Raw genomic sequence first — 19,577 nt, 5'->3', positions numbered from 1 at the left:
GGCCGATACAATCCTCCGCCATATCATGTAAGGCGGAGGCGCTATTCCGCCGTGCCTCCACGCAACAAGTCGTGACGTCGTGGCTGCCGTCGAGTCCACGCTCGAACGCCCGAGAGGCTCCCATGCTCAATAATTTCAAAATCGCGGTCCGGCTGATCCTGGCGCTGATCATTCCGCTGGCGGCCGTCGTCGTCTATGCCGGCCTGGCCCTGTCCGAAAAGGCCCGTCAGGCCGATGAGATGGAACAGGTCGAGGAACTGGCCCGGCTGGCGCCGGCCATCAGCGCCCTGGTCCACGAGCTGCAGAAGGAACGCGGCACCTCGGCCGGGTTCGTCGGCAGCAAGGGCGAAAAATTCAAGGATCGCCTGCCGGAGCAGCGCAAGCTGACCGACGCCAAGCTGGCGGAACTCTCGGGCGTTCTGGCGCATTTTCCCGCCGCCGCATACGGCACCGCCTTCAAGTCCAAGCTGGACGGCGCCGCCGACGCCATCAAGGCCCTGGGCGACAAGCGCGCCGCCATCAGCAACCTCTCGATCCCGCTGGGCGAGGCCACCGGCTACTACACCGGCACCATCGCCAAACAGCTGGCGGTGATCGAGGAGATGGCGGTGGTCAGCCGCGACGCCCGCGTCACCAAGGCCATCGTCGCCTATGTCCAGCTGCTGCAGGGTAAGGAGCGGGCAGGCCAAGAGCGCGCCACCGCCAGCGGCGGCTTCGGCGCCAAAAAGTTCGAGCCGGCGCTTCACCGGAACTTCGCCCAGTTGATCGCCCGCCAGGAGGTGTTCTTCGACACCTTCGTCAAGAATGCCGAGCCCGAACTGCGCCAGGCCTTCGAGAAGGTCGCCGCCGATCCGGTGACCAGGGAAGTGGACCGCATGCGCGCCGTGGCGCTGGAGTCCCCCTTCACCAACGATCTGGACGGCATCGAGGCGCCGGTGTGGTTCGACACCATCACCAAGAAGATCGACCTCCTGAAGCAGGTGGAGGACCTGGCCTCCGCCTCCCTGGTCAACATGGCCGACAAGGGGCACGACAACACTCTGGGCGCCCTGTACGCCTATCTGGTCATCACCGGCGGCGTGCTGACGCTGGGCGTCGTCCTGGTATGGGTCATCGCCCGCGGCATCACCCGTCCCCTGGCCGAAATGACCGTCGACATGACCAAGCTGGCCGAGGGCGACAAGACCGTCGCCATCAACGGCCTGACGCGCGGCGACGAGATCGGCGCCATGGCCCGCGCCGTGGAGATCTTCAAGGAAGGCCTGATCCGCGCCGACCAGTTGGACGAGGAGCGGCGCCAGGCCGAGTGGACCAAGGACAAGCGCGCCCGGGTCATCGACAACCTTCTGCGCGAGTTCAACGAGGAAGTCTCCGACGCCCTGGCCGGCATGGCCTCCACCGCCACCGAACTGGAGGCCACCTCGCGCTCCCTGTCCTCCACGGCGGAGGACGCGTCGGCCCAGGCCTCGGCCGTGGCCGCCGGCATCGAGGAAACCGCCGTCAACATGCGCACCGCTGCCGGCTCGGCCGAGCAGTTGGCCCATTCGGGCGAGGACATCAGCCGCAAGGTGCAGGACTCGGTGCGCATCAGCGAGGAGGCCTCGTCCGAGGCCCGCCGCACCACCGAACTGATCGACGGCCTGGCCTCGGCGGTGGACAAGATCGGCGCCGTGGTCGCCCTGATCAACGACATCGCGGCCCAGACCAACCTGCTGGCGCTCAACGCCACCATCGAGGCGGCCAGGGCCGGCGAGGCGGGCAAGGGCTTCGCCGTCGTCGCCAACGAGGTCAAGCATCTGGCCAACCAGACCGCCAAGGCCACCGAGGAGATCGCCGGCCAGATCAACACCGTGCAGAAGGTCACCGGCGACGCCGTCTCGGCCATCACCTCCATCACTTCGGTGATCGAACAGGTCCACGGCGTGGCCACCGGCATCGCCGAGGCGGTGCGCGGCCAGGACGCCGCCACCGGCGAGATCGCCGCCAACGTCCAGCAGGTGGCCACCGCCACCGGCGAGATCAGCGCCAACGTCACCGGCGTCAACAAGGCGGCGGAAGAAACCAAGCACGCCTCGGCCGAGGTGCTGCAGACCGCCCAGGATGTGTCAGAGCGCGCCACCAATCTGCGCGACCGGGTCGACACCTTCCTGACCTCCATCCGTGCATCCTAGGATCGACGATCATGCAACACAGCATCCGCGAGGTCGGCGGCGGGGCCGAGATCACCATCAAGGGGCGGCTCACCTTCGCCGAGGCCCACCTGTTCCCCAAGGTCCTGGCGGAACTTGAAAAGGTGGGAAAGGCAAAGTGGGACATCCTGCTGTCCGGCCTGGACGTCATCGATTCCACCGGCATGAGCCTGTTCGTCCACATCTACGACGCCGCCAACGCCGCCGGCACCAAGGTGGTGATCCGGGGCGCCGCCGGACCGGTGCGCGAAGCCCTGGACCGCGCCGCCTTCCAGACCCTGTTCGAGTTCCAATAGGGCTTTAGCGGCGCGCATCAAATCTGAATCGTGCTGTCATGCTGAGCCTCGGCGAAGCATCTTTCAGCCCGAAGCGGTTGCCGCCTGTGCCTGAAAGACCCTTCGCCGAGGCTCAGGGTGACAATCCGCCTCTGATTTAACGCTCGATGCTTCTAGCAGCCGCGCCACACCGGCGGGCGCTTTTCCAGGAAGGCGTCGATGCCCTCGGCCGCATCCTGGGCCAGCATGTTCTCGGTCATCACCTTGGAGGCATGGGCGTAGGCGTCGTCCAGGCCCATCTCCAGCTGGCGGTAGAACGCCTCCTTGCCCACCTTGACGGTGTAGGAGGATTTGGCGGCGATCAGCCCCGCCATCTCCGCCACGGCGCCGTCCAGCGCCTGGGGCGCCACCGCGCGGTTGACCAGCCCCCAGGCTTGGGCCGTGACGGCGTCCACCGGCACCCCGGACAGCAGCATCTCCATGGCCTGCTTGCGCCCCACGGCGCGCGACAGCGCCACCATGGGCGTCGAGCAGAACAGACCGATATTGACCCCCGGCGTGGCGAATTTCGCCGTCTCGGCGGCATAGGCCAGATCGCAGCTGGCCACCAGCTGGCAGCCGGCCGCCGTGGCCATGGCATGGACCTTGGCGATCACCGGCTGGGGCAGCCGCACGATGGCCTTCATCACCCTTGAGCACAGGTCGAACACCGCCGACACCTGCTGGGCGGTGGAGAGCGAGCGCATCTCCTTGAGGTCGTGGCCGGCGCAGAAGGCCGGGCCGTTGGCGGCCAGCACCACCGCCTTGACGGACGGATCGGCGGCGATGGCGGCCAGGGCCTTTTCCAGCTCGCTCATCAGAGCCACCGACAGGGCGTTGCGCGCCGCCGGGCGGTTGAGCGTCAGGGTGGCAACGCCCCCCTGGTCGGAGCGGATCAGAATGGGTTCGACCTCGGACATACCAAACCTCCCTTGCCATCTTCGCCGGGAATCCCTGAAACTGGTCGGACCAGTTTACCCGGGAGGTCCGATGTCCGCCATCTCTGCCGAACAGTTCAACGCCCTGCTGATGGAAAAGCTGCCCATGGCCCGCGACCTGGCCATCCGGGCCGAAAGCATCGGCAAGGGCAGCGCCCGGCTGATCATGCCCTTCGGCCCCCATCTCACCCGTCCCGTGGACGTGGTGTGCGGCCCGGCGCTGATGACGCTGGCCGACGTGGGGCTGTACGCCGCCGTGCTGTCGGCCATCGGCCAGCAGGAAATGGCGGTGACCAGCAATCTCAACATCAGCTTCCTGCGCAAGGCCGAGCGCTGCGACATCATCGCCGAGGCCACCTTGCTGAAGCAGGGCCGCCGCCTGGCCATGGGCGCGGTCGAGCTGATCGCGGCGGGCAGCGACGAGCTGGTCGCCCACGTGACGGCCACCTACGCCATTCCTTAGACCATTGAGCGTCAAACGCGACGCTCAATGGTCTAAGGATTCATATTTGCCCCTCGCCGGGCGCTCGCCTCCGCGAGCTTGGCCGCGGCCTCAATGGCCGCTGGAGCAACCTCTCCCTGCATCCGAGCGTTCAGCCCTGGCGCTCGGCCAGGGTTTCCTCGATCTGGCGGTCATAGAAGCGCTCGACCAGCAGCTTCAGCACCAGGGTGACCAGGGCCAGCAGGGTCAGCACCGAGGCGGCGGCGAAGGCGCCCGACGTCTCGTAATCGTGATAGAGCAGGTCGATCTGCAGGGGCAGCGTCATGGTCTCGCCCCTCACCTGCCCCGACACCACCGAGACGGCGCCGAACTCGCCCAGCGAGCGCGCCGCGCACAGGATGATGCCGTAATACAGCGCCCATTTGACGTTGGGCAGGGTGACGCGCAGGAAGATGGCCAGCCCCCCCGCCCCCAGGGTCAGGGCCGCCTCCTCGTCGTCGGTGCCCTGCAACTGCATCAGGGGCAGCAATTCGCGGGCGATGAACGGGCTGGTGACGAACAGGGTGGCGATGACGATGCCCGGCAGGGCGAACATCACCTTGAGGTCGTGCTCCTCCAGCCAGGGCCCCAGCAGGCCCGAGCCGCCATAGACCATCAGGGCGGCAACGCCGGCGACGATGGGCGACACCGAGAACGGCGCCTCGACCAGGGCCACCAGCCACTTCTTTCCCCGAAAGCGGAACTTGGTCACCGTCCAGGCCACCGCCAGGCCGTAGACGGCGTTGATGGGCACCACGACGGCCAGGACCAGCAGGGACAGGCCGATGGCGTGCAGGGTCTCGGGATGGCTGACCGCCGCCCACCATGACGCCCAGCCTTTCGAGAACGCCTGGGCGAAGATCACCGCCATGGGCACCATCAGGAAGCCCAGCGCCAGCAATCCGGCCAGACCGATCAGGATGCGGCGACGCTTGCCGCCCGGCTGGCGGTGGGGCACGTGGTGGACGGCCATGGCGGGTATCATGGGCTTACCCCTTTGCCAGATAGCGCTGCTGCCAGGCCTGGATGCCGTTGGTGAGCAGCATGGTGATGAAGGCGAAGGCCAGCACCACGGTGGCGACCGCCGTGGCCGAGCCGAACTCGTATTCCTCCAGCTTGATGAAGATCAGCAGGGCGGCGATCTCGGTCTCGAACGGGCGGTTGCCGGCGATGAAGATGATGGCGCCGAACTCGCCCAGGCAGCGGGCGAAGGCCAGCGACATGCCGGCCAGCAGCGCCGGAGCCAGGGTCGGCATGATCACCTTGAGGAAGATCTGCGTCTCGGACGCCCCCAGGGTGCGGGCCGCCTCCTCGGTCTCGGTCTCCAGCTCCTCGATCACCGGCTGCACGCTGCGGACCACGAAGGGCAGGCTGGTGAAGGCCATGGCGATGGCGATGCCCGGCTGGGCGTGGACCACCTTCAGCCCCAAGGGCTCGAGATACTGCCCCACCCAGCCGTTGGGCGCGAAGGCGGCGGCCAGCGCCAGGCCGGCCACGGCGGTGGGCATGGCGAAGGGCAGGTCGATCAGGGCATCCAGCAGATTACGGCCGGGAAACTGGTAGCGGGCCAGCACCCAGGCGAACAGCAGCCCGGCAAGGCCGTTGAACAGCACCGCCTCGGCCGCCGACAGCAGGGTGACAGAATAGGCGGCCAGGGCGCGCGGGCCGGTGGTGGCGGCGATGAAGCCGTCCAGGCTCATGCCCGCCGCCTTGACCAGCATGGCGCCCAGCGGCAGCAGGACGATCAGTCCGAGATAGGCCAGCGTCATTCCCATGGTCAGGGAAAAGCCGGGCAACAGCCTGCGGGCGCGCATCACACCAACTCCGGGGAAACCAAACGGCACGTCATCCCGCGCGCGGGCGCGGGATGACGGCCTTTTTAACCGGCTAAAGCCGTTCGCGCATCACTTCTTGCCGAAAACCTGATCGAAGATGCCGCCTTCGGCGAAGTGGATCTTCTGGATGTTGTCCCAGCCGCCGAACAGTTCGGTGGTGTACAGACGCACCTGGGGGAAGGCCGCGGCGTGCTTGGCCGCCACCTTGTCCGAGCGCACGCGGTAGAAGTTCCTGGCCAGGATCTCCTGCGCCTCTTCGGAATAGAGGTAGTCGAGATAGGCCTTGGCGGTCTTGGCCGAGCCCTTCTTGGCCGCCACCTTGTCCACCACCGCCACCGGGAATTCCGCCAGGATGCTGACCGGGGGGATCACCGCCTGGACCTTGTCGGCGCCGAATTCCTTGATCACGCCGCCCACCTCGGCCTCGAAGGTGACCAGCACGTCGCCGGTGGCCCGCTCGACGAAGGTGGTGGTGGCGCCGCGCCCGCCGGTGTCGAACACCGGCACGTTGGCCACCAGCTTGCGGATGAACTCCTTGGCCTGGGCCTGATCGCCCTTGTAGGTCTCCAGCGCGAAGGCGTAGGCGGCCAGATGGGTGTAGCGGCCGTTGCCCGAGGTCTTGGGATTGGGGAACACCACCTTGACGTCGGGACGGACCAGATCGTCCCAGTTCCTGATGTTCTTGGGGTTGCCCTTCCTGACCACGAAAGCCGGCAGGGAATAATAGGGCGAGGCGCCATTGGGGAAGGCGGTCTGCCAGTCCTTGCGCACGAAGCCCCGATCGGCCAGGACCTGAACGTCGGTCACCTGGTTGAAGGTCACCACGTCGGCCTGCAGGCCTTCGAGGATGGCGCGGGCCTGCTTGGACGAGCCGGCGTGGCTCTGCTTGATCTCGAGCCCCTTGCCGGCGGGGGTGGCCTGGAAGGCGGGGTTGATCTGCTGGAACAGCTCGCGGGCGATGTCGTAGGACACGTTGAGCAGTTCGCCCGGCGCCTTGTCCTGGGCCTGGGCGCCGGCCGGAGCCAGAACCAGAGCCGCCAGGGCGGCCAGGGTTGAAAAGCGAAAAGCCATGGGAAACTCCGTTCGGTCATCCTCGGGTTAAACAACGTCTATCATGTGTTATTGATTCTGAAAATACATTTTTCCTAGGTTGTTTTGCCCATCCTCCAGCACCCCAACCAAAAGCTATGTCCCGCCACCTTCGCCCGACACGGATTGACTCCTGGCTCCTCCTTAGGAATAAGCTAGGATTAGATACTTTAGAGGAAGCCATCGCGTGGCAATCACTCCGGAATCGGTTCTATCATCGATTGTGCTGCTGACCGAGCAGCGAAGCCAGAAGCACCTGGAAGACTGCCTGACCGCCACGCTGGCCGACCTGGCCAACCTGCCGTTCTGCGGCATCTGCGCGCCCCTGCCCACCGCCAACGGCATCTTCATCGACTGGGCCGCCATCCGCAGCCATGACGGCGCCGGCCCACCGGAGGAATTGCAGGAGATCGGCAGCGACCCCCTGCTGCTGGATTGCATGGCGCTGGGCTGCGAGCGCAGCGAGGCGCTGGCCGGCGGCGGCATCCGCCGCGCCCATCCGGTGATCGACGACCGCGGCAAGGTCTGCGCCTTCCTGGTCACCCGCACCAATCCCGGCCAGGACGAGCCCGCCGCCCTGATCAAGGGCTTCATCGCCATCTACCGCAATTACCTCACCATTCTGTGGGACGCGGCGCGCGACACCCTGACGGGGCTGAAGAACCGCAAGACCTTCGACGAGAATTTCAGCACCATCGTCGCCGAAAGCCGGCACATCGACGTGTCGTTCAACGGTAACCGGCGCGAAGCCCATCTGGACGGCCAGCACCACTGGCTGGGCATCATCGACATCGACCATTTCAAGCGGATCAACGACACCTACAGCCACATCTTCGGCGACGAGGTGCTGCTGCTGCTGTCGGCCCTGATGCGCAAGGCCTTCCGAGCCGAGGACCGGCTGTTCCGCTTCGGCGGCGAGGAGTTCGTCGTCTTGCTGGCACCCGCCACCTTCGAGGCCGCCAAGGCGGTTTTCGAACGCTTCCGCGCCACGGTGGAGGCCTTCGCCTTCCCCGACGTGGGGCGCATCACCGTCAGCGTCGGCTTCGTCCGCATCGATTGCGACGACAAGCCCTCCGTGGTCATCGGCAACGCCGACCGCGCCCTGTATTACGCCAAGGGCCACGGCCGCAATCAGGTCCGCTCGTTCGAACACCTGGTCACCCAGGGGGAATTACCGTTCGATTCCCCCTCTCTGGCCAAGGCCAAGCTATTCTGACTTGACTCTGCCGCCGGTATCAGTATGGTGCGCGCCTCAAGTTTTCATCACCAACGCTGTTCGGGATTTTCGCCATGGCTAAGCCTGCCACCATTCTCATCAAGCTGCTGAGCACCGCTGGGACGGGCTTCTTCTACGTGGCCAAGAAGAACCCCCGCAAGACCACCGAGAAGCTTGAATTCCGCAAGTACGATCCGGTCGTGCGCAAGCACGTCCAGTTCAAGGAAGCCAAGATCAAGTAGTGGAGCGCCGGCCGACCCGGCCGGATGCGACAGCAAGGATCAAAGGGCGTCCCAAGGGGGCGCCCTTTTCGTTTGTCCGCCAGAGCGTGATGCCCAAAATGTGCATCACGCTCTCTCAGTTTATTCGTTGACCCTCTGCCTTAGCGCGCGCCTCCACGCGCTTGGCCGCGCCCTCAATGGGCGCAGGAGCACCGCGCCTCATATTTGAGGCTCGATGCTCTAAGGAATATGTCATCCCGAGCGTATGCGAGGGATCCCCTCCTGGCATGGCGGAGCCGAACCGGCAACATCGCGCCAGGACGAGATCCCTCCTCCCGGTGGTCGTCGGGATGACAGGTTCTGCCGTGTTCCGAAAATAGACGCGCCCTATTCCAGGAAGCGCGCCACGGTCTGCAGGAAATTGGCCACCGAGATGGGCTTGGCGATATAGCCCTCGCAGCCGCCCTCGCGGATCTTTTCCTCGTCGCCCTTCATGGCGAAGGCGGTGACGGCGATCACCGGAATGGCCTTCAGCTCGGCGTCGTTCTTCAGCATCTTGGTGATTTCCAGACCGGAAATCTCGGGCAGCTGAATGTCCATCAGGATCAGGTCGGGATGATGCTTGCGGGCGATATCCATGGCCTCGCGGCCATCCTTGGTCTGGATGGTCTCGTAGCCGTTTGCCTGCAGCAAATCGTTGAACAACTTCATATTCAAGTCGTTATCTTCGACGATCAGCACTGACTTGGCCATGACCTACCCGTTTCCCACTCAGCCCGATATGCCCCCGATGGCGCAGGCTGCCCGCTTCCTGGCATCATGGGCAATTCCCGGGCCCAAGTCAAACCCGAGCATGATCGCCGGCTAACCAGCCCGCCGGGATCAGCAGCAGCCACGACACGATGAAAGTGATGCCTCCCAGGGGTGTAAGCATGGGCACCGGCAAGGCCACGCCCAGGGCCTTCGCATAGAGCGAGCCGGAGAACAAGACGATGCCGGCGACCATCAGGAAAGCGGCGGGCCGGAACAGGCGGCGCCCTTCGGCGCAGAACCGCGCCAGCCCCAGCAGGGCGGCGGCGTGCAGTAGCTGGAACTGGCTGGCCAGCCCCACCCAGCGGGCGGAATCGCCCTCCAGCCCATGGGAGCCCCAGGCCGCGAACCCCACGGCCATGGCTCCGTTCAGCCCGGCCAGCACCAACCAGATACGCATGCGTCTCGCCTCCTTGATCCGTCCGCTCCGCCGCACGAAATATAGAACCACGTTTGACCGCCACGGGGGGATATTGGAATGGCCGTTCCGCGCATCCTGCTTGCCCTGTTGCTGGGCCTGGGCCTGCTGGCCGGTGAAGGCCGCGCCGAGGATGCCGCCAAGGTGATCCGCCTGCAGGGCGCCGCCCAGGCCCGCGACGGCGCCGCCAGCCGCCCCCTGGCGGTCGGCGACCCGGTGCGGTCGGGCGAGACCCTGCGCACCGGCCCCGGCTCGCGCCTGCTGGTCCAGTTCAGCGACGGCATGGAACTGACTTTGAGCGACGGCGCCGAGATGACCCTGGCGGCCTATGACTGGGCGCCGGACCGCAAGGCGGGCAAGGCGGAACTGGCCCTGTCCGAGGGCTCGTTTCTGCTCGCGACCGGCGCGGTGGGCAAGCTGCCCGACCATCCCCTGACGGTGAAGACGCCCCTGGCCTCGGTGGGGGTGCGCGGCACCCGATTCTGGGGCGGGCCGCTGGATGCGCCGCTCAGCGTACTGCTGCTCGAAGGCCGCGTGGTGGTCAGCTCCGCCGCCGGCACCGTGGACCTGGACACACCCGGCGCCGGCACCTCGGTGGGCGGCCCCGGCCAGGCGCCGCGCCCGCCGTCCTTCTGGGGCGAGGACCGGATCAGCCGCGCCTTCGCCACGGTCAGCTTCGGTAATTAAGCCTTACCGGAACACCACCGTCTTCGAGCCGTTGAGCAGCACCCGGTGCTCGGTGTGCCAGCGCACCGCGCGGGCCAGCACCACGTTCTCGATGTCGCGGCCGATGGCCACCAGATCGTCGGGGGTGTGGGTATGGTCGACGCGTTCGACGCCCTGCTCGATGATCGGGCCCTCGTCCAGGTCGGGGGTGACGTAATGGGCGGTGGCGCCGATGATCTTCACGCCCCGGGAATGGGCCTGATGATAGGGCTTGGCCCCCTTGAAGCTGGGCAGGAACGAGTGGTGGATGTTGATGGCCTTGCCCTGCAGCCGGGTGCACATGTCGGAAGACAGGATTTGCATGTAGCGGGCCAGCACCACCAGCTCGGCGTCGGCACGCTCGATCACCTCCATCACGCGGGCTTCCTGGGCGGCCTTGTCGTGCTTGTCCACCGCCATGTAGTGATAGGGAATGCCGTGCCACTCGACGATGGAGCGCATGTCCTGGTGGTTGGAGATCACCGCCGGAATCTCGATGGGCAGCGAGCCGGTGTGGTAGCGGTGCAAGAGATCGTTCAGGCAGTGGCCGAACTTGGACACCAGGATCACCACCCGGGCCTTGCGGGTGGCGTCGTGCAGCTTCCAGATCATCTGGAACCGGGCGGCCACCTCGGTGAACAGCTTCTCCAGCTCAGGGATGGGCGGGGTCATGGCCCCGGCGCCGAACACGATGCGCATGAAGAACCGCGACGACAGCGGGTCGCCGAACTGGGCCGCCTCGGTGATGAAGCAATCATGCGTGCTGAGAAAACCCGATACCGCCGCGACGATTCCAACCGTGTCGGGACAGGTGATGGTCAGGACCCAGGCGGGCTTTTCGGCCATGAGCAGATTCCTCGTTCAAACAGAGCAATGGGTTTAGCCGACCCGGCCCCGATGGGCAATCCCGCCCTTGCCTTTTCTCCGCAAATGCCCGAAGGTCCGGAACAAGACTTTCGCCCACGGAGCAGGCTCGATGATCACCGTTTACTACAAGTCGGGCAATGCCCAGTGGAAGTACGAGCTGGAAGATACCGAGCACGACTACATCATCAAGAACGTGCTCGAGGACAAGCCCGACGTGAACGAGATGTTCGAGGATTCGCTGGAAATCCTGCGCGACATCTCGGCCATGGACGAAGACGAGATGGACGAGGACGACGAGATCGACCAGACCATCGCCGTGTCGTTCCTGTGGCACTACTTCAACAATCTGGTCGAGGACGGTGACCGCATCGAAGGCGACATCGTCCTGATCGAGGACGAGGACGGCACCGGCGTCACCGTGCTGCCCGCCGCCGGCATCGAGGCGGAGTAAGGTCCTCTCACGGAAAAAAGGCCCCCCGGTCGGCGACCGGGGGGCCTTTTTCAATGCCGATGTCATCCCGAGCGAAGCCGAGGGATCTCCGCCTGGAACGGCGCGTCCGTCCCGGAAAAGCCGGATCAGAACGAGATCCCTCCTCCCGATGGTCGTCGGGATGACAGGTCAAACCGGAAATCCGCCGATCTCAGCCCACTTCGCGGCGGTAGATGTCGGCCAGTTCCTCGTCGGTCTCGGGATCGACCAGGGCGGAGATGGCCGACAGCAGGCCCATCTCTTCCTTCTGGATGTGGAAGATCTCGCGTTCGACCAGTTCGGCGCCGGCATCCTTGAACTCGGTCCAGGTGGCATCGGTGAAGCCGGCCTCGGCGGCGGCGACGGCCAGATCGGCCACCTGCAGCGCCAGCGGCAGGATCGAGCGGTGCTCGTGGGTCAGCATGGTGACGATGCCGGTCTCGCCCTGCTCGACGAACACCTTGAACAGGTGGTTCTCCTCGAAGCCGAAATGGCTTTCCACCTCGGACTTGAGAATACGGGCCAGCTGCTTGAGCTTGCGGGCCAGCAGGTCGTCCTTGGCCGGCGCCTTCTTGTTGGAGCCGAGCAACTCGTCCAGCGACTGCAACGCCTCGATGGTGGTCATGTGGGCCTGATGCAGCAGGGCGCCGGTCTGGGTATTCATGAAACGCTCATCCTTGTTGGTTGGCCGCGGCGGCGGCGGCCATGTGGGAACGGTACCGGCGCAACACCTCGATGGTGTAGACGCCGAAGGCGATGGCGCCGATCAGGCCGGCGAGCAGGCCCAGCCGCATGGGCCAGACCCAGCCGCCGGCGATGGCGACGGAAACCAGGACCAGGGCGGCCGCGTGGCAGCCCAGATGAATGTCCACCGGCAGTTTGGGGCTAAGGTGCGACAGCAGCGCCGGCTTGCCGCCTAAGGCCGAGGAATGCATGGAGGCCAGGAATGGCATGATCCGCTGCAGGATCGCCGTGACGAAGGACAAGAGCCAGCCGAACACCAGCAGAAATCCCCACAGCCCGGCCCAGGGGTCGAGCGGCGCGCCCAGGGCCGGGGCCAGGGCGGCCAGCAGGCTGACGGGCAGCAGGGCCCAGGCGATCCACACCATGCGGAAGAACGGCTCCAGACGCTTCTTCATGCGGGTCTTGAGGCTGGCCAGCATGCCACGCAGATAGATCACCGACGCCGCCAGCCCCAGAATGATGCCCAGCGCCGCAACCGGACCGATTCCGGCCAGTGCCCCGCCGGCGCCCAGCGCCAGGCCCAGCCCCGACAGCAGAGCCGTCCGCTTGCCCACCGAATCGGGCACGGCCGAGCCCAGCACGAACATGGGGATCAGCACATAGGAGAAGCCCAGCGCCAGCATGCCCATGAAGCCGTAGCCGGCCAGCGCCGCGTGGGCGGCGGCGGCGGCCATGTGGTCGGGCAGGAATCCCTTGGTGAAGTCGATGACCAGCAGCAGCCCCAGAACGGCCAGGCCGATCAGCGACGCCACCGCCAGCCAGGCGTGGCGGGTGACGCCCGGCAGGTCGTCGACCTTGCGCAGGTTGGTCCCCACCAGAGTGGCGAAGATAGCCAGCCCGGCGACGGACAGGGTGGCGCCGGCATGCTGGGCCCAGGCGAAGGAATGGGCCAGCCCGGCGGCGAACAGCGCCACGCCGGGGGCGTAAAGGATGAACATCAGCTTGATGGCCCAGATGGGCCCCAGCGGACGGCGGGTGGCCACCGGCAGCAGCTGGATGGCGGCGCCCATGGCGGTCATGGCCAGGGTGCCCAGCGTGATCAGGTGAAGGGCGGCCAGAACCATGCCCTGGCCGCCGACGAAGCCCAGCACGCCGTCATTGCCCACCAGCAGCAGCACCCAGGCCAGCAGATGGAAGGCCACGGCCGCCACGAAAAAACGATAGGGGACGGACGGAGGCAGGAGGCGATCCTTCGCCCCCATCATGAAGCTGCCCGGAAACATCAGTTCATCCGCTCCAGCCACAGCCTGACATTGACCACCTCGGACGATACCCGGGCGATGCGCCAGCCGCGCTCGGCCAGCTCCGGCGCCAGAAAGTGGGGTTCGCGCTCGTGATGCACGACCACCGTCTCGTCCGGCCCGACGTTTTCCACCAGCCGCAGGATGGCCAGCATGGGATTGGGGGGGCTGAGCTTGCGCACGTCGATGTGCAGGCCGTCCTCTTCCCGCCAGCTCATGGCGCCTTCGGGCCCGACGCTGACCTCGGCGCCGCTTTCCCAGTCGGCGCCGCCGTCCAGGTGGAAGAACACCCGCCAATGCCCCTCGTTCAGCTTGCGGCCATAGGACGAGAAGCCCCGCCCGGCCAGAATGCGCCGCAGAGGCGAGGGATTGAAGGGAGCGTCCACCACCAGGGAGCCGCCGAACTCGATGGACGCGGCCGCCTCCATGACGGTGGCGAAGGGATCGACGCCCTGGGCCAGCAGCGGGCGGACGTCCAGCGGCGCGGCGTCGAGCGCCAGGGACAGCCATTCCGGCGGCCCGCCAGCCTCGTTGATACCCGCACTCGCCACGTCACCGGCCATCATGAACACCTTCCGCAAAGGTGATGCAAGGCTGCCCCCATGGCCAAAGCGCCGCCTTGACGTTTGTTAAGCTGTGACTTTCTGTGCCGATTGGATGCAGTCTGCGCAGCCGGGGCCGCGCGGCTATTCCCCGCCGCCCTCACGCACCATGCGGCGCAGGGCCTCGATATCGGTGATCTCCACCTCGCGGCCATGGGTCTCGACGCCATAGGCCTTGAGACGGTTGAGCGCGCGCGACAGGCTTTCCGGCGCGATGCCGATACGGCTGGCCAGCACCGCCTTGGTCAGCGGCAGGCGCACCCGTCCGGCGGTATCCGCCCCCGCCTTGGCGGCCAGCGCCAGCAGGAAGGTGGCGAGGCGCTGGCCCGGCGACTTGCTTTTCAGCTCGCTGATCTCGTGAACCAGGCGGAACTGCCACTGGGACAGGCCGCCCAGCAGCAACAGGCCCAGCGAGCGGTTGTCGGCCAGGCGCTTCAGGAACAGCGGGGCCGGCACGTGCACCAGCTTCGAGCCGGCCATCACCTCGGCGTTCAGCGGGAAGATGCCCGACGAGAAGATGGCGGCCTCGGCGAAGGTGACGATGGGGTCGAACACCTCGATGATAGACTGGTCGCCGGTCTCGGTCAGGGCGAAGACGTTGACCCGTCCCTCCAGCAGCACGAAGAAGCGGTCGGCCTTGTCGCCCTGGCTGAACAGCAGCTCGGTCTCGGGGTACGTGGCGGAATGGGCACCGTCCATCAGCAGCGCGAGGTCGGCGGGCGACAGGCCGGCCAGCAGGGGAGCCTTGGCGACGAGTTCCAGTTCGGCGGGGCTGAGGGCCATGGCGTCAGATGCCTTCTTCTTCGGCGCAGAATTCGCGCAGGCGCGCCACGTCGGCGATCACCACCAGATTGTCGGGCAGGGATTCGACCCCGATGCGCCCCAGCTTGCCCAGCGCGCGCGACAGGCTTTCCGGCTTCATGCCCAGCTGGTCGGCCACCAGCTTCTTGTCGTAGGGAAAGCGCAGCTCGGCCTTGCCGTCCTCGGCCTCGACCATGGTCAGCAGGAAACTGCCCAGGCGCTGGGCGGTGGTCTTCAACTTCAGCTCGGCGATCTGGCGGACCAGCATGCGCAGGCGGAAGCTCATGGTGGTCAGCATGTGCAGCGTGATGTCCAGGCGCTCTTCCAGGCGAGCGCGGAACGAGCCGGCGGGAATGGCCAGCAGGGTCGCCCCGGTCAGCACCCGGGCGGTCATGATGTAGCGCCCCGGTCCGAACATGGCGGCGTCGCCCAGCACGGTGGAGCGGCGCGCCACCTCGACCACGCTCTTCTTGCCGTCCACGTCCAGCGACAGCTCCACATGGCCGTCCAGCACCACGTAGAATCGGCTGACCGTCTCGCCCTCGCGGTAGAGCAGGTGCTCGTGCCCCAGGACCAGCAATTCGGCGCCGTCCAGCAGTTCGCGCACGTCCTTCTCGGCCAGGCCGGTGAACAGCGGCGCGAATTGCAGTTGCAGCAGCACCTCGCGGTCGAGCGCCTGCGTCATGCGTGGATTCCCCATGTGACTCTGGTCAATCGGAGGGCACCGTACGCCGAAGCGACGCCCCGTTCCAGTCCCTAAATACCCCGCCTCTTGCCCGATGGCGGCGGGACCGCTAAGTATGCATCAAGGGACAGTCACATCCGGACATCATGACAGACAGCGCCACCCTTCCCATCGGCATCTTCGACTCGGGCGTCGGGGGGCTGACCGTGCTGAAGGCGGTGCGCGAACGGCTGCCCGGCGAATCGCTGATCTATCTGGGCGACACCGCTCGCCTGCCCTACGGCACCAAAAGCGCCCAGACCGTGGCGGCGTACGCCCTGGAAGCCACCAGGGCGCTGGTCGCCCAGGGGATCAAGGCCCTGCTGGTGGCCGACAACACCTCGTCGGCCCATGCGCTGGACGCGTTGCGCGCCGCCTTTCCCGGCCTGCCGGTGATCGGCGTGGTGGAACCGGGCGCGGCGGCCGCGGCGGCCGCCTCGGCCCGCGGACGCATCGTGGTCATCGCCACGGAAAGCGCCGTGCAGGCCGGGTCCTATCCCCGCGCCATCCTGCATTCGCGGCCCAACGCCCAGGTGACGCAGTTGCCCTGCCCGCTGTTCGTCCCCATGGTCGAGGAAGGGCTGGTGGACGGCCCCATCGCCGAACAGATCGCCCGGCATTACCTGGACCCGCTGTTTTCCGGCCCCGATCGCGCCGATTGCCTGCTGCTGGGCTGCACCCACTTCCCCGCCTTGGCGCCCTTGTTCCGCCGCCTGCTGGGACGCGAGGTGGCGGTGGTGGATTCCGCCTCGACCACCGCCATGGTGCTCGACGACCTGCTGAACCTGCGAAACCTGAAGACCGAGGACGGCGGGGCGCGCATCCGCTACCTCGCCACCGACGCGCCCGAGCGCTTCGCCCGGGTGTCGAAGGTCTTCGTTCCCTGGATCATCCGGGAAGCCGAGGTCGAGTCCATCGACCTGGGATAAACGATTGTCATCCCGAGAGAGCAAAAGCGACCGAGGGATCTCATCCTGATCCGGCGGGTCCGATTCGGCCCTGACGATCCAGGCGGAGATCCCTCACTGCGTTCGGGATGACAAGGCGGCCGTGATCAGCCCCCCGCCGCCTTCAGGGCGGCGCGGGCCTGGGCCAGGCGGGCGTAGAGATCATGGCAAAAGGCCGCCACCTCGGGGATCTTCTCCCAGCCGATGGGCAGTTCTTCGGACAGGTCGTGCAGGTCCATCTTGGCCTGGGTCGCCTGGGCGTTCAGCTTCCTGACCTCGGCCTTGAGGGCTTCGACGTCGCTCATGATGGGAAAAACTCCGGTCAGAGGGGCGTGGCGGCGAGGCCGAGTGTAGCCTTGCCCCACCCGCCCCATCAACCGGCGAGGCGGAAGGTCTGCCCTGCGTCGGCGGAGCGCGTCATCCGCACCGTGGGAACCGGCGCGGCCTCGACCGCCTCGACGCGGGTGCCAAAGCACGACAGGCACCACAGAACCGGAGCCAGCACCCGTTCCCGCACCACGGAATGCCGGGTGCGGCGTCCGCAATGGGGGCAGTGGCAGAATTCGTCCTGGGTCGGGATCATGATGGTCCGGTCGTCCTTGTTTCGCTGCGAAAGTCCTAGTGCCTCGGGCCCCGCGCCTCAAGCGAAGGTTCCGTGACGGTGGGATGCCGGGAATGTCCCATGGGAGTATGGCAATTCCATGACGGGGCCCGCCCCGGACTTGTATTAATTCCGATCCGTAGGCACTATGACGTTTGGAGGGTGCCTATTGAACAATCCGGCTATCATCGGGAACAGGCGCGCGGAAATCGCCGCCGACGCCATGGGGATCATGAAGGCCGGCGGCCTGTCGGCCGATGCCGATGAGCTGCGCGCCATGCTGCTGTATCTGTCCGAGGCGCTGTGCCACGCTTCGCCGGCGCTGTTCCTTCACTATGTCGGCTGGCGCAAATCCCTTCTGGCCGGTCAGGGCTTGCCGGAAACCGAGATCGACGCGGCCCTTGCCGCCGTCTCCCTGGCCCTGCCCAAGGACCTGGAGAACGGTTCGGCCCAGGCCGCCCGGGACCTGATCGCCTCGGCCCGCGAGCAGCTGCGTTTCATGCCGTCCGAGCCCCCCGGCCATCTGACGCAGATCGGCCCCGCGGCGGATCTGGCCCGGCAATACCTGGACGCCCTGCTCGGCTGCCGCCGGCACGCGGCCGCCGCCCTGATTCTGAACGCCGTGGAAGACGGCATGCCCGTCAAGACCGTCTATCTCGACGTCTTCCAGCCGGTGCTGCGCGAAGTCGGCCGCCTGTGGCAGATGAACCGGGTTTCGGTGGCCCAGGAACACTACATTACCGCCGTCACCCAGGGGATCATGTCCCAGCTCTATCCCCGCATCTTCGGGGCCGAGGCCAAGAACCGCTCCATGGTGGCCTGCTGCGTCAGCGGTGAACTGCACGAGATCGGCGTGCGCATGGTGGCCGATTGCTTCGAGATGAGCGGCTGGGACAGCCATTATCTCGGAGCCAACGCCCCGGTGGGCGAGACGCTCGACATGGCGCAATCCGTGAACGCCGAACTTATCGCCGTCTCGGCCACGCTCACCTCCCATGTGGGGCTGGTGGCCAATCTGATCACGTCCGCCCGCCAGCGCTTCGGCACCAAGGTTTCCATCCTGGTGGGGGGCTATCCCTTCAACATCGATGAGACATTGTGGAGCCGCCTGGGGGCCGACGGCACGGCCCAGAATGCCGACGATGCCGTCCGGCTGGCGGAACGGGGGGGCTGGTGATGGCGCCATCGCGATCGGGGCTGATCCTGCTGTGCGATCATGACGGCATGATCACCGAGGTCCTGCATGAAGGCGGACAGCCCCATGCCAACGCCCGTGTGGGACAGCCCCTGGCCGCCGTGGTGTCGAGGGAATGCTTTTCCAAGGCATTCGACTTCCTCGCCGCCCTGCGCCGGGATGAAAGCGCCTATGACTGGGAAGTGACCATCGAGACCAACGGCCGGCTCGAGCCCTATCGCCTGTCGGGAGCGGTGATCGAGGCGGGGCTGGCGGTGGCCGCCATTCCCGCCGACCGCGATGGCGATCTGCTGATTCAGGATCTGGCGCGGCTGAACAGCGACCACGTCACCTTGCTGCGCCGCCTGCTCAAGGAGCGCTCGGCCAGACCGGCCAGCGGCGCCATCTACGAATCCATGAGCGAGCTGAACAGCGAACTGGTCAACACCCAGCGCCAGCTGGCCAAGGCCAATGCCCGGCTGACCGCCGCCAACGACCAGAAGAACCGGCTGTTCGGCGTGCTGGCCCACGATCTGCGCACGCCGCTGTCGGTGATTTCCGGATATTCGGAAATCCTCGACATGCTGCTTGCCCCCGACAGCGATCCGAGGCTGAGGAAGTATGTGGGCAATATCCACCAATCCATCCGCTACATGCTGGCCCTGATCGAGGATGTGCTGTCGCTGTCGGCCATCGAGAGCGGGCACCTCGCCCTCAACCGCCAGCCCTGCGACCTGACCGAACTGATGCAAAGGGTCGCGGCGCTGACCTCGGTCCTCGGCGAACAGAAATCCATCACCATCCTGTTTCCGCCGGTTCCGCCCGTGTGGGCCGCGGTGGACGCCCTCAAGATCGAGCAGGTCATGACCAACCTGCTGAGCAATGCCGTCAAGTTCTCCCACTCGAACTCGTCCATCACCCTGGCCGTGTCCGCGGGCAAGGACGCGGATGGCCACCCACAGGCCCGTATCGACGTGACCGATACGGGCATCGGCATGCCGCCCGAAAGGCTCGAGACCCTGTTCCACCCCTTCCGCAAAGGGGTGACAGGCACGGCGGGAGAGGCATCCATCGGTCTGGGCCTCTACATCTGCGCCAAGATGATCGAGGCCCATGGCGGTTCCATCCATGTGACCTCGACCTCCGGCCTGGGCACCACGGTAACCGTGCTGCTGCCGGCCGACGGCTGAA

General features: G+C 66.4%; 24 protein-coding genes. 10 read left to right on the top strand and 14 right to left on the bottom strand.

Annotated features, from left to right (window positions below):
• Positions 1–122 precede the first annotated feature (122 nt).
• The gene (locus tag WV31_RS16845) at positions 123–2,171 is read left to right on the top strand and encodes a methyl-accepting chemotaxis protein (protein ID WP_085374659.1); all 2,049 of its coding nucleotides are present in this window, start codon (positions 123–125) and stop codon (positions 2,169–2,171) included.
• 11 nt (positions 2,172–2,182) lie between these two features.
• Positions 2,183–2,485 carry an STAS domain-containing protein gene (locus tag WV31_RS16840; protein WP_085374658.1) on the top strand — a complete coding sequence of 101 codons (303 nt, stop codon included), beginning with the start codon at positions 2,183–2,185 and terminating at the stop codon, positions 2,483–2,485.
• Positions 2,486–2,637: 152 nt separating this feature from the next.
• Here WV31_RS16840 and WV31_RS16835 read toward each other — a convergent pair whose 3' ends face one another.
• Positions 2,638–3,423 carry an enoyl-CoA hydratase gene (locus WV31_RS16835; protein WP_085374657.1) on the bottom strand — a complete coding sequence of 262 codons (786 nt, stop codon included), beginning with the start codon at positions 3,421–3,423 and terminating at the stop codon, positions 2,638–2,640.
• A gap of 70 nt (positions 3,424–3,493) precedes the next feature.
• On the opposite strand from WV31_RS16835, the gene WV31_RS16830 reads away from it, so the two are divergent.
• Positions 3,494–3,904, top strand: coding sequence for a PaaI family thioesterase (locus WV31_RS16830; RefSeq protein ID WP_085374656.1), 411 nt, complete (start codon positions 3,494–3,496; stop codon positions 3,902–3,904).
• Positions 3,905–4,034: 130 nt separating this feature from the next.
• On the opposite strand, the gene cysW is transcribed toward WV31_RS16830, so the two are convergent.
• From cysW to cysP, 3 genes are all read right to left on the bottom strand, one after another.
• Positions 4,035–4,907, bottom strand: coding sequence for a sulfate ABC transporter permease subunit CysW (cysW, locus tag WV31_RS16825; RefSeq protein WP_085374655.1), 873 nt, complete (start codon positions 4,905–4,907; stop codon positions 4,035–4,037).
• 4 nt (positions 4,908–4,911) lie between these two features.
• Positions 4,912–5,736, bottom strand: a complete 825-nt coding sequence (gene cysT / locus WV31_RS16820; RefSeq protein ID WP_168185973.1) for a sulfate ABC transporter permease subunit CysT — start codon at positions 5,734–5,736, stop codon at positions 4,912–4,914.
• 90 nt (positions 5,737–5,826) lie between these two features.
• A complete protein-coding gene (gene cysP / locus WV31_RS16815) occupies positions 5,827–6,828 on the bottom strand; it encodes a thiosulfate ABC transporter substrate-binding protein CysP (protein WP_085374653.1) in 1,002 nt (333 codons plus the stop codon).
• A 205-nt stretch (positions 6,829–7,033) separates the two neighbouring features.
• Between cysP and WV31_RS16810 the strand changes: the two genes are divergently transcribed.
• Positions 7,034–8,062, top strand: a complete 1,029-nt coding sequence (locus tag WV31_RS16810; RefSeq protein ID WP_237051338.1) for a GGDEF domain-containing protein — start codon at positions 7,034–7,036, stop codon at positions 8,060–8,062.
• Between the two features lie 74 nt (positions 8,063–8,136).
• The gene (gene rpmG, locus WV31_RS16805; RefSeq protein WP_002725389.1) at positions 8,137–8,304 is read left to right on the top strand and encodes a 50S ribosomal protein L33; all 168 of its coding nucleotides are present in this window, start codon (positions 8,137–8,139) and stop codon (positions 8,302–8,304) included.
• 366 nt (positions 8,305–8,670) lie between these two features.
• Here rpmG and WV31_RS16800 read toward each other — a convergent pair whose 3' ends face one another.
• Positions 8,671–9,036, bottom strand: coding sequence for a response regulator (locus WV31_RS16800; RefSeq protein ID WP_085374651.1), 366 nt, complete (start codon positions 9,034–9,036; stop codon positions 8,671–8,673).
• Positions 9,037–9,124: 88 nt separating this feature from the next.
• On the bottom strand, positions 9,125–9,493 hold the full coding sequence (locus WV31_RS16795) for a DUF423 domain-containing protein (RefSeq protein ID WP_085374650.1): 369 nt from the start codon (positions 9,491–9,493) through the stop codon (positions 9,125–9,127).
• A 78-nt stretch (positions 9,494–9,571) separates the two neighbouring features.
• Between WV31_RS16795 and WV31_RS16790 the strand changes: the two genes are divergently transcribed.
• On the top strand, positions 9,572–10,198 hold the full coding sequence (locus WV31_RS16790) for a FecR family protein (protein ID WP_085374649.1): 627 nt from the start codon (positions 9,572–9,574) through the stop codon (positions 10,196–10,198).
• 3 nt (positions 10,199–10,201) lie between these two features.
• On the opposite strand, the gene purU is transcribed toward WV31_RS16790, so the two are convergent.
• Positions 10,202–11,062: a formyltetrahydrofolate deformylase gene (gene purU / locus WV31_RS16785; protein WP_085374648.1), complete on the bottom strand. Its 861-nt coding sequence runs from the start codon at positions 11,060–11,062 to the stop codon at positions 10,202–10,204.
• Positions 11,063–11,192: 130 nt separating this feature from the next.
• On the opposite strand from purU, the gene WV31_RS16780 reads away from it, so the two are divergent.
• The gene (locus WV31_RS16780) at positions 11,193–11,534 is read left to right on the top strand and encodes a hypothetical protein (protein WP_085374647.1); all 342 of its coding nucleotides are present in this window, start codon (positions 11,193–11,195) and stop codon (positions 11,532–11,534) included.
• A 190-nt stretch (positions 11,535–11,724) separates the two neighbouring features.
• On the opposite strand, the gene WV31_RS16775 is transcribed toward WV31_RS16780, so the two are convergent.
• The 5 genes from WV31_RS16775 to WV31_RS16755 form a co-directional block, all read right to left on the bottom strand.
• A complete protein-coding gene (locus WV31_RS16775; RefSeq protein WP_085374646.1) occupies positions 11,725–12,216 on the bottom strand; it encodes a hemerythrin domain-containing protein in 492 nt (163 codons plus the stop codon).
• A gap of 7 nt (positions 12,217–12,223) precedes the next feature.
• Positions 12,224–13,519 carry a hypothetical protein gene (locus WV31_RS16770; RefSeq protein ID WP_085374645.1) on the bottom strand — a complete coding sequence of 432 codons (1,296 nt, stop codon included), beginning with the start codon at positions 13,517–13,519 and terminating at the stop codon, positions 12,224–12,226.
• A complete protein-coding gene (locus WV31_RS16765) occupies positions 13,519–14,103 on the bottom strand; it encodes a DUF2249 domain-containing protein (RefSeq protein WP_237051337.1) in 585 nt (194 codons plus the stop codon). The genes WV31_RS16770 and WV31_RS16765 overlap by 1 nt, the downstream gene beginning before the upstream one ends.
• 120 nt (positions 14,104–14,223) lie before the next feature.
• Positions 14,224–14,922, bottom strand: coding sequence for a Crp/Fnr family transcriptional regulator (locus tag WV31_RS16760; RefSeq protein WP_085374644.1), 699 nt, complete (start codon positions 14,920–14,922; stop codon positions 14,224–14,226).
• A 4-nt stretch (positions 14,923–14,926) separates the two neighbouring features.
• Positions 14,927–15,625: a Crp/Fnr family transcriptional regulator gene (locus tag WV31_RS16755; protein ID WP_085374643.1), complete on the bottom strand. Its 699-nt coding sequence runs from the start codon at positions 15,623–15,625 to the stop codon at positions 14,927–14,929.
• 146 nt (positions 15,626–15,771) lie between these two features.
• Between WV31_RS16755 and murI the strand changes: the two genes are divergently transcribed.
• On the top strand, positions 15,772–16,593 hold the full coding sequence (gene murI, locus WV31_RS16750) for a glutamate racemase (protein ID WP_085374642.1): 822 nt from the start codon (positions 15,772–15,774) through the stop codon (positions 16,591–16,593).
• Positions 16,594–16,718: 125 nt separating this feature from the next.
• On the opposite strand, the gene WV31_RS16745 is transcribed toward murI, so the two are convergent.
• Positions 16,719–16,916, bottom strand: coding sequence for a CCE_0567 family metalloprotein (locus WV31_RS16745; RefSeq protein ID WP_085374641.1), 198 nt, complete (start codon positions 16,914–16,916; stop codon positions 16,719–16,721).
• 68 nt (positions 16,917–16,984) lie between these two features.
• On the bottom strand, positions 16,985–17,194 hold the full coding sequence (locus WV31_RS16740) for a hypothetical protein (RefSeq protein ID WP_085374640.1): 210 nt from the start codon (positions 17,192–17,194) through the stop codon (positions 16,985–16,987).
• Between the two features lie 187 nt (positions 17,195–17,381).
• Here WV31_RS16740 and WV31_RS16735 point away from each other — a divergent pair, with 187 nt between their 5' ends.
• Together WV31_RS16735 and WV31_RS16730 are read left to right on the top strand one after the other, a co-directional pair.
• Entirely contained in the window at positions 17,382–18,389 is a 1,008-nt protein-coding gene (locus WV31_RS16735; protein ID WP_168185972.1) for a cobalamin B12-binding domain-containing protein, read from the top strand.
• Complete coding sequence (locus tag WV31_RS16730) at positions 18,389–19,576, top strand: sensor histidine kinase (protein WP_085374638.1); 1,188 nt, start codon at positions 18,389–18,391, stop codon at positions 19,574–19,576. Before WV31_RS16735 ends, WV31_RS16730 begins: the two co-directional genes overlap by 1 nt.
• Position 19,577: the final 1 nt, after the last annotated feature.

It is taken from the genome of Magnetospirillum sp. ME-1 (assembly GCF_002105535.1).
GTDB lineage: Bacteria > Pseudomonadota > Alphaproteobacteria > Rhodospirillales > Magnetospirillaceae > Phaeospirillum.
This window is presented reverse-complemented; position numbering and strand designations above follow the sequence as displayed.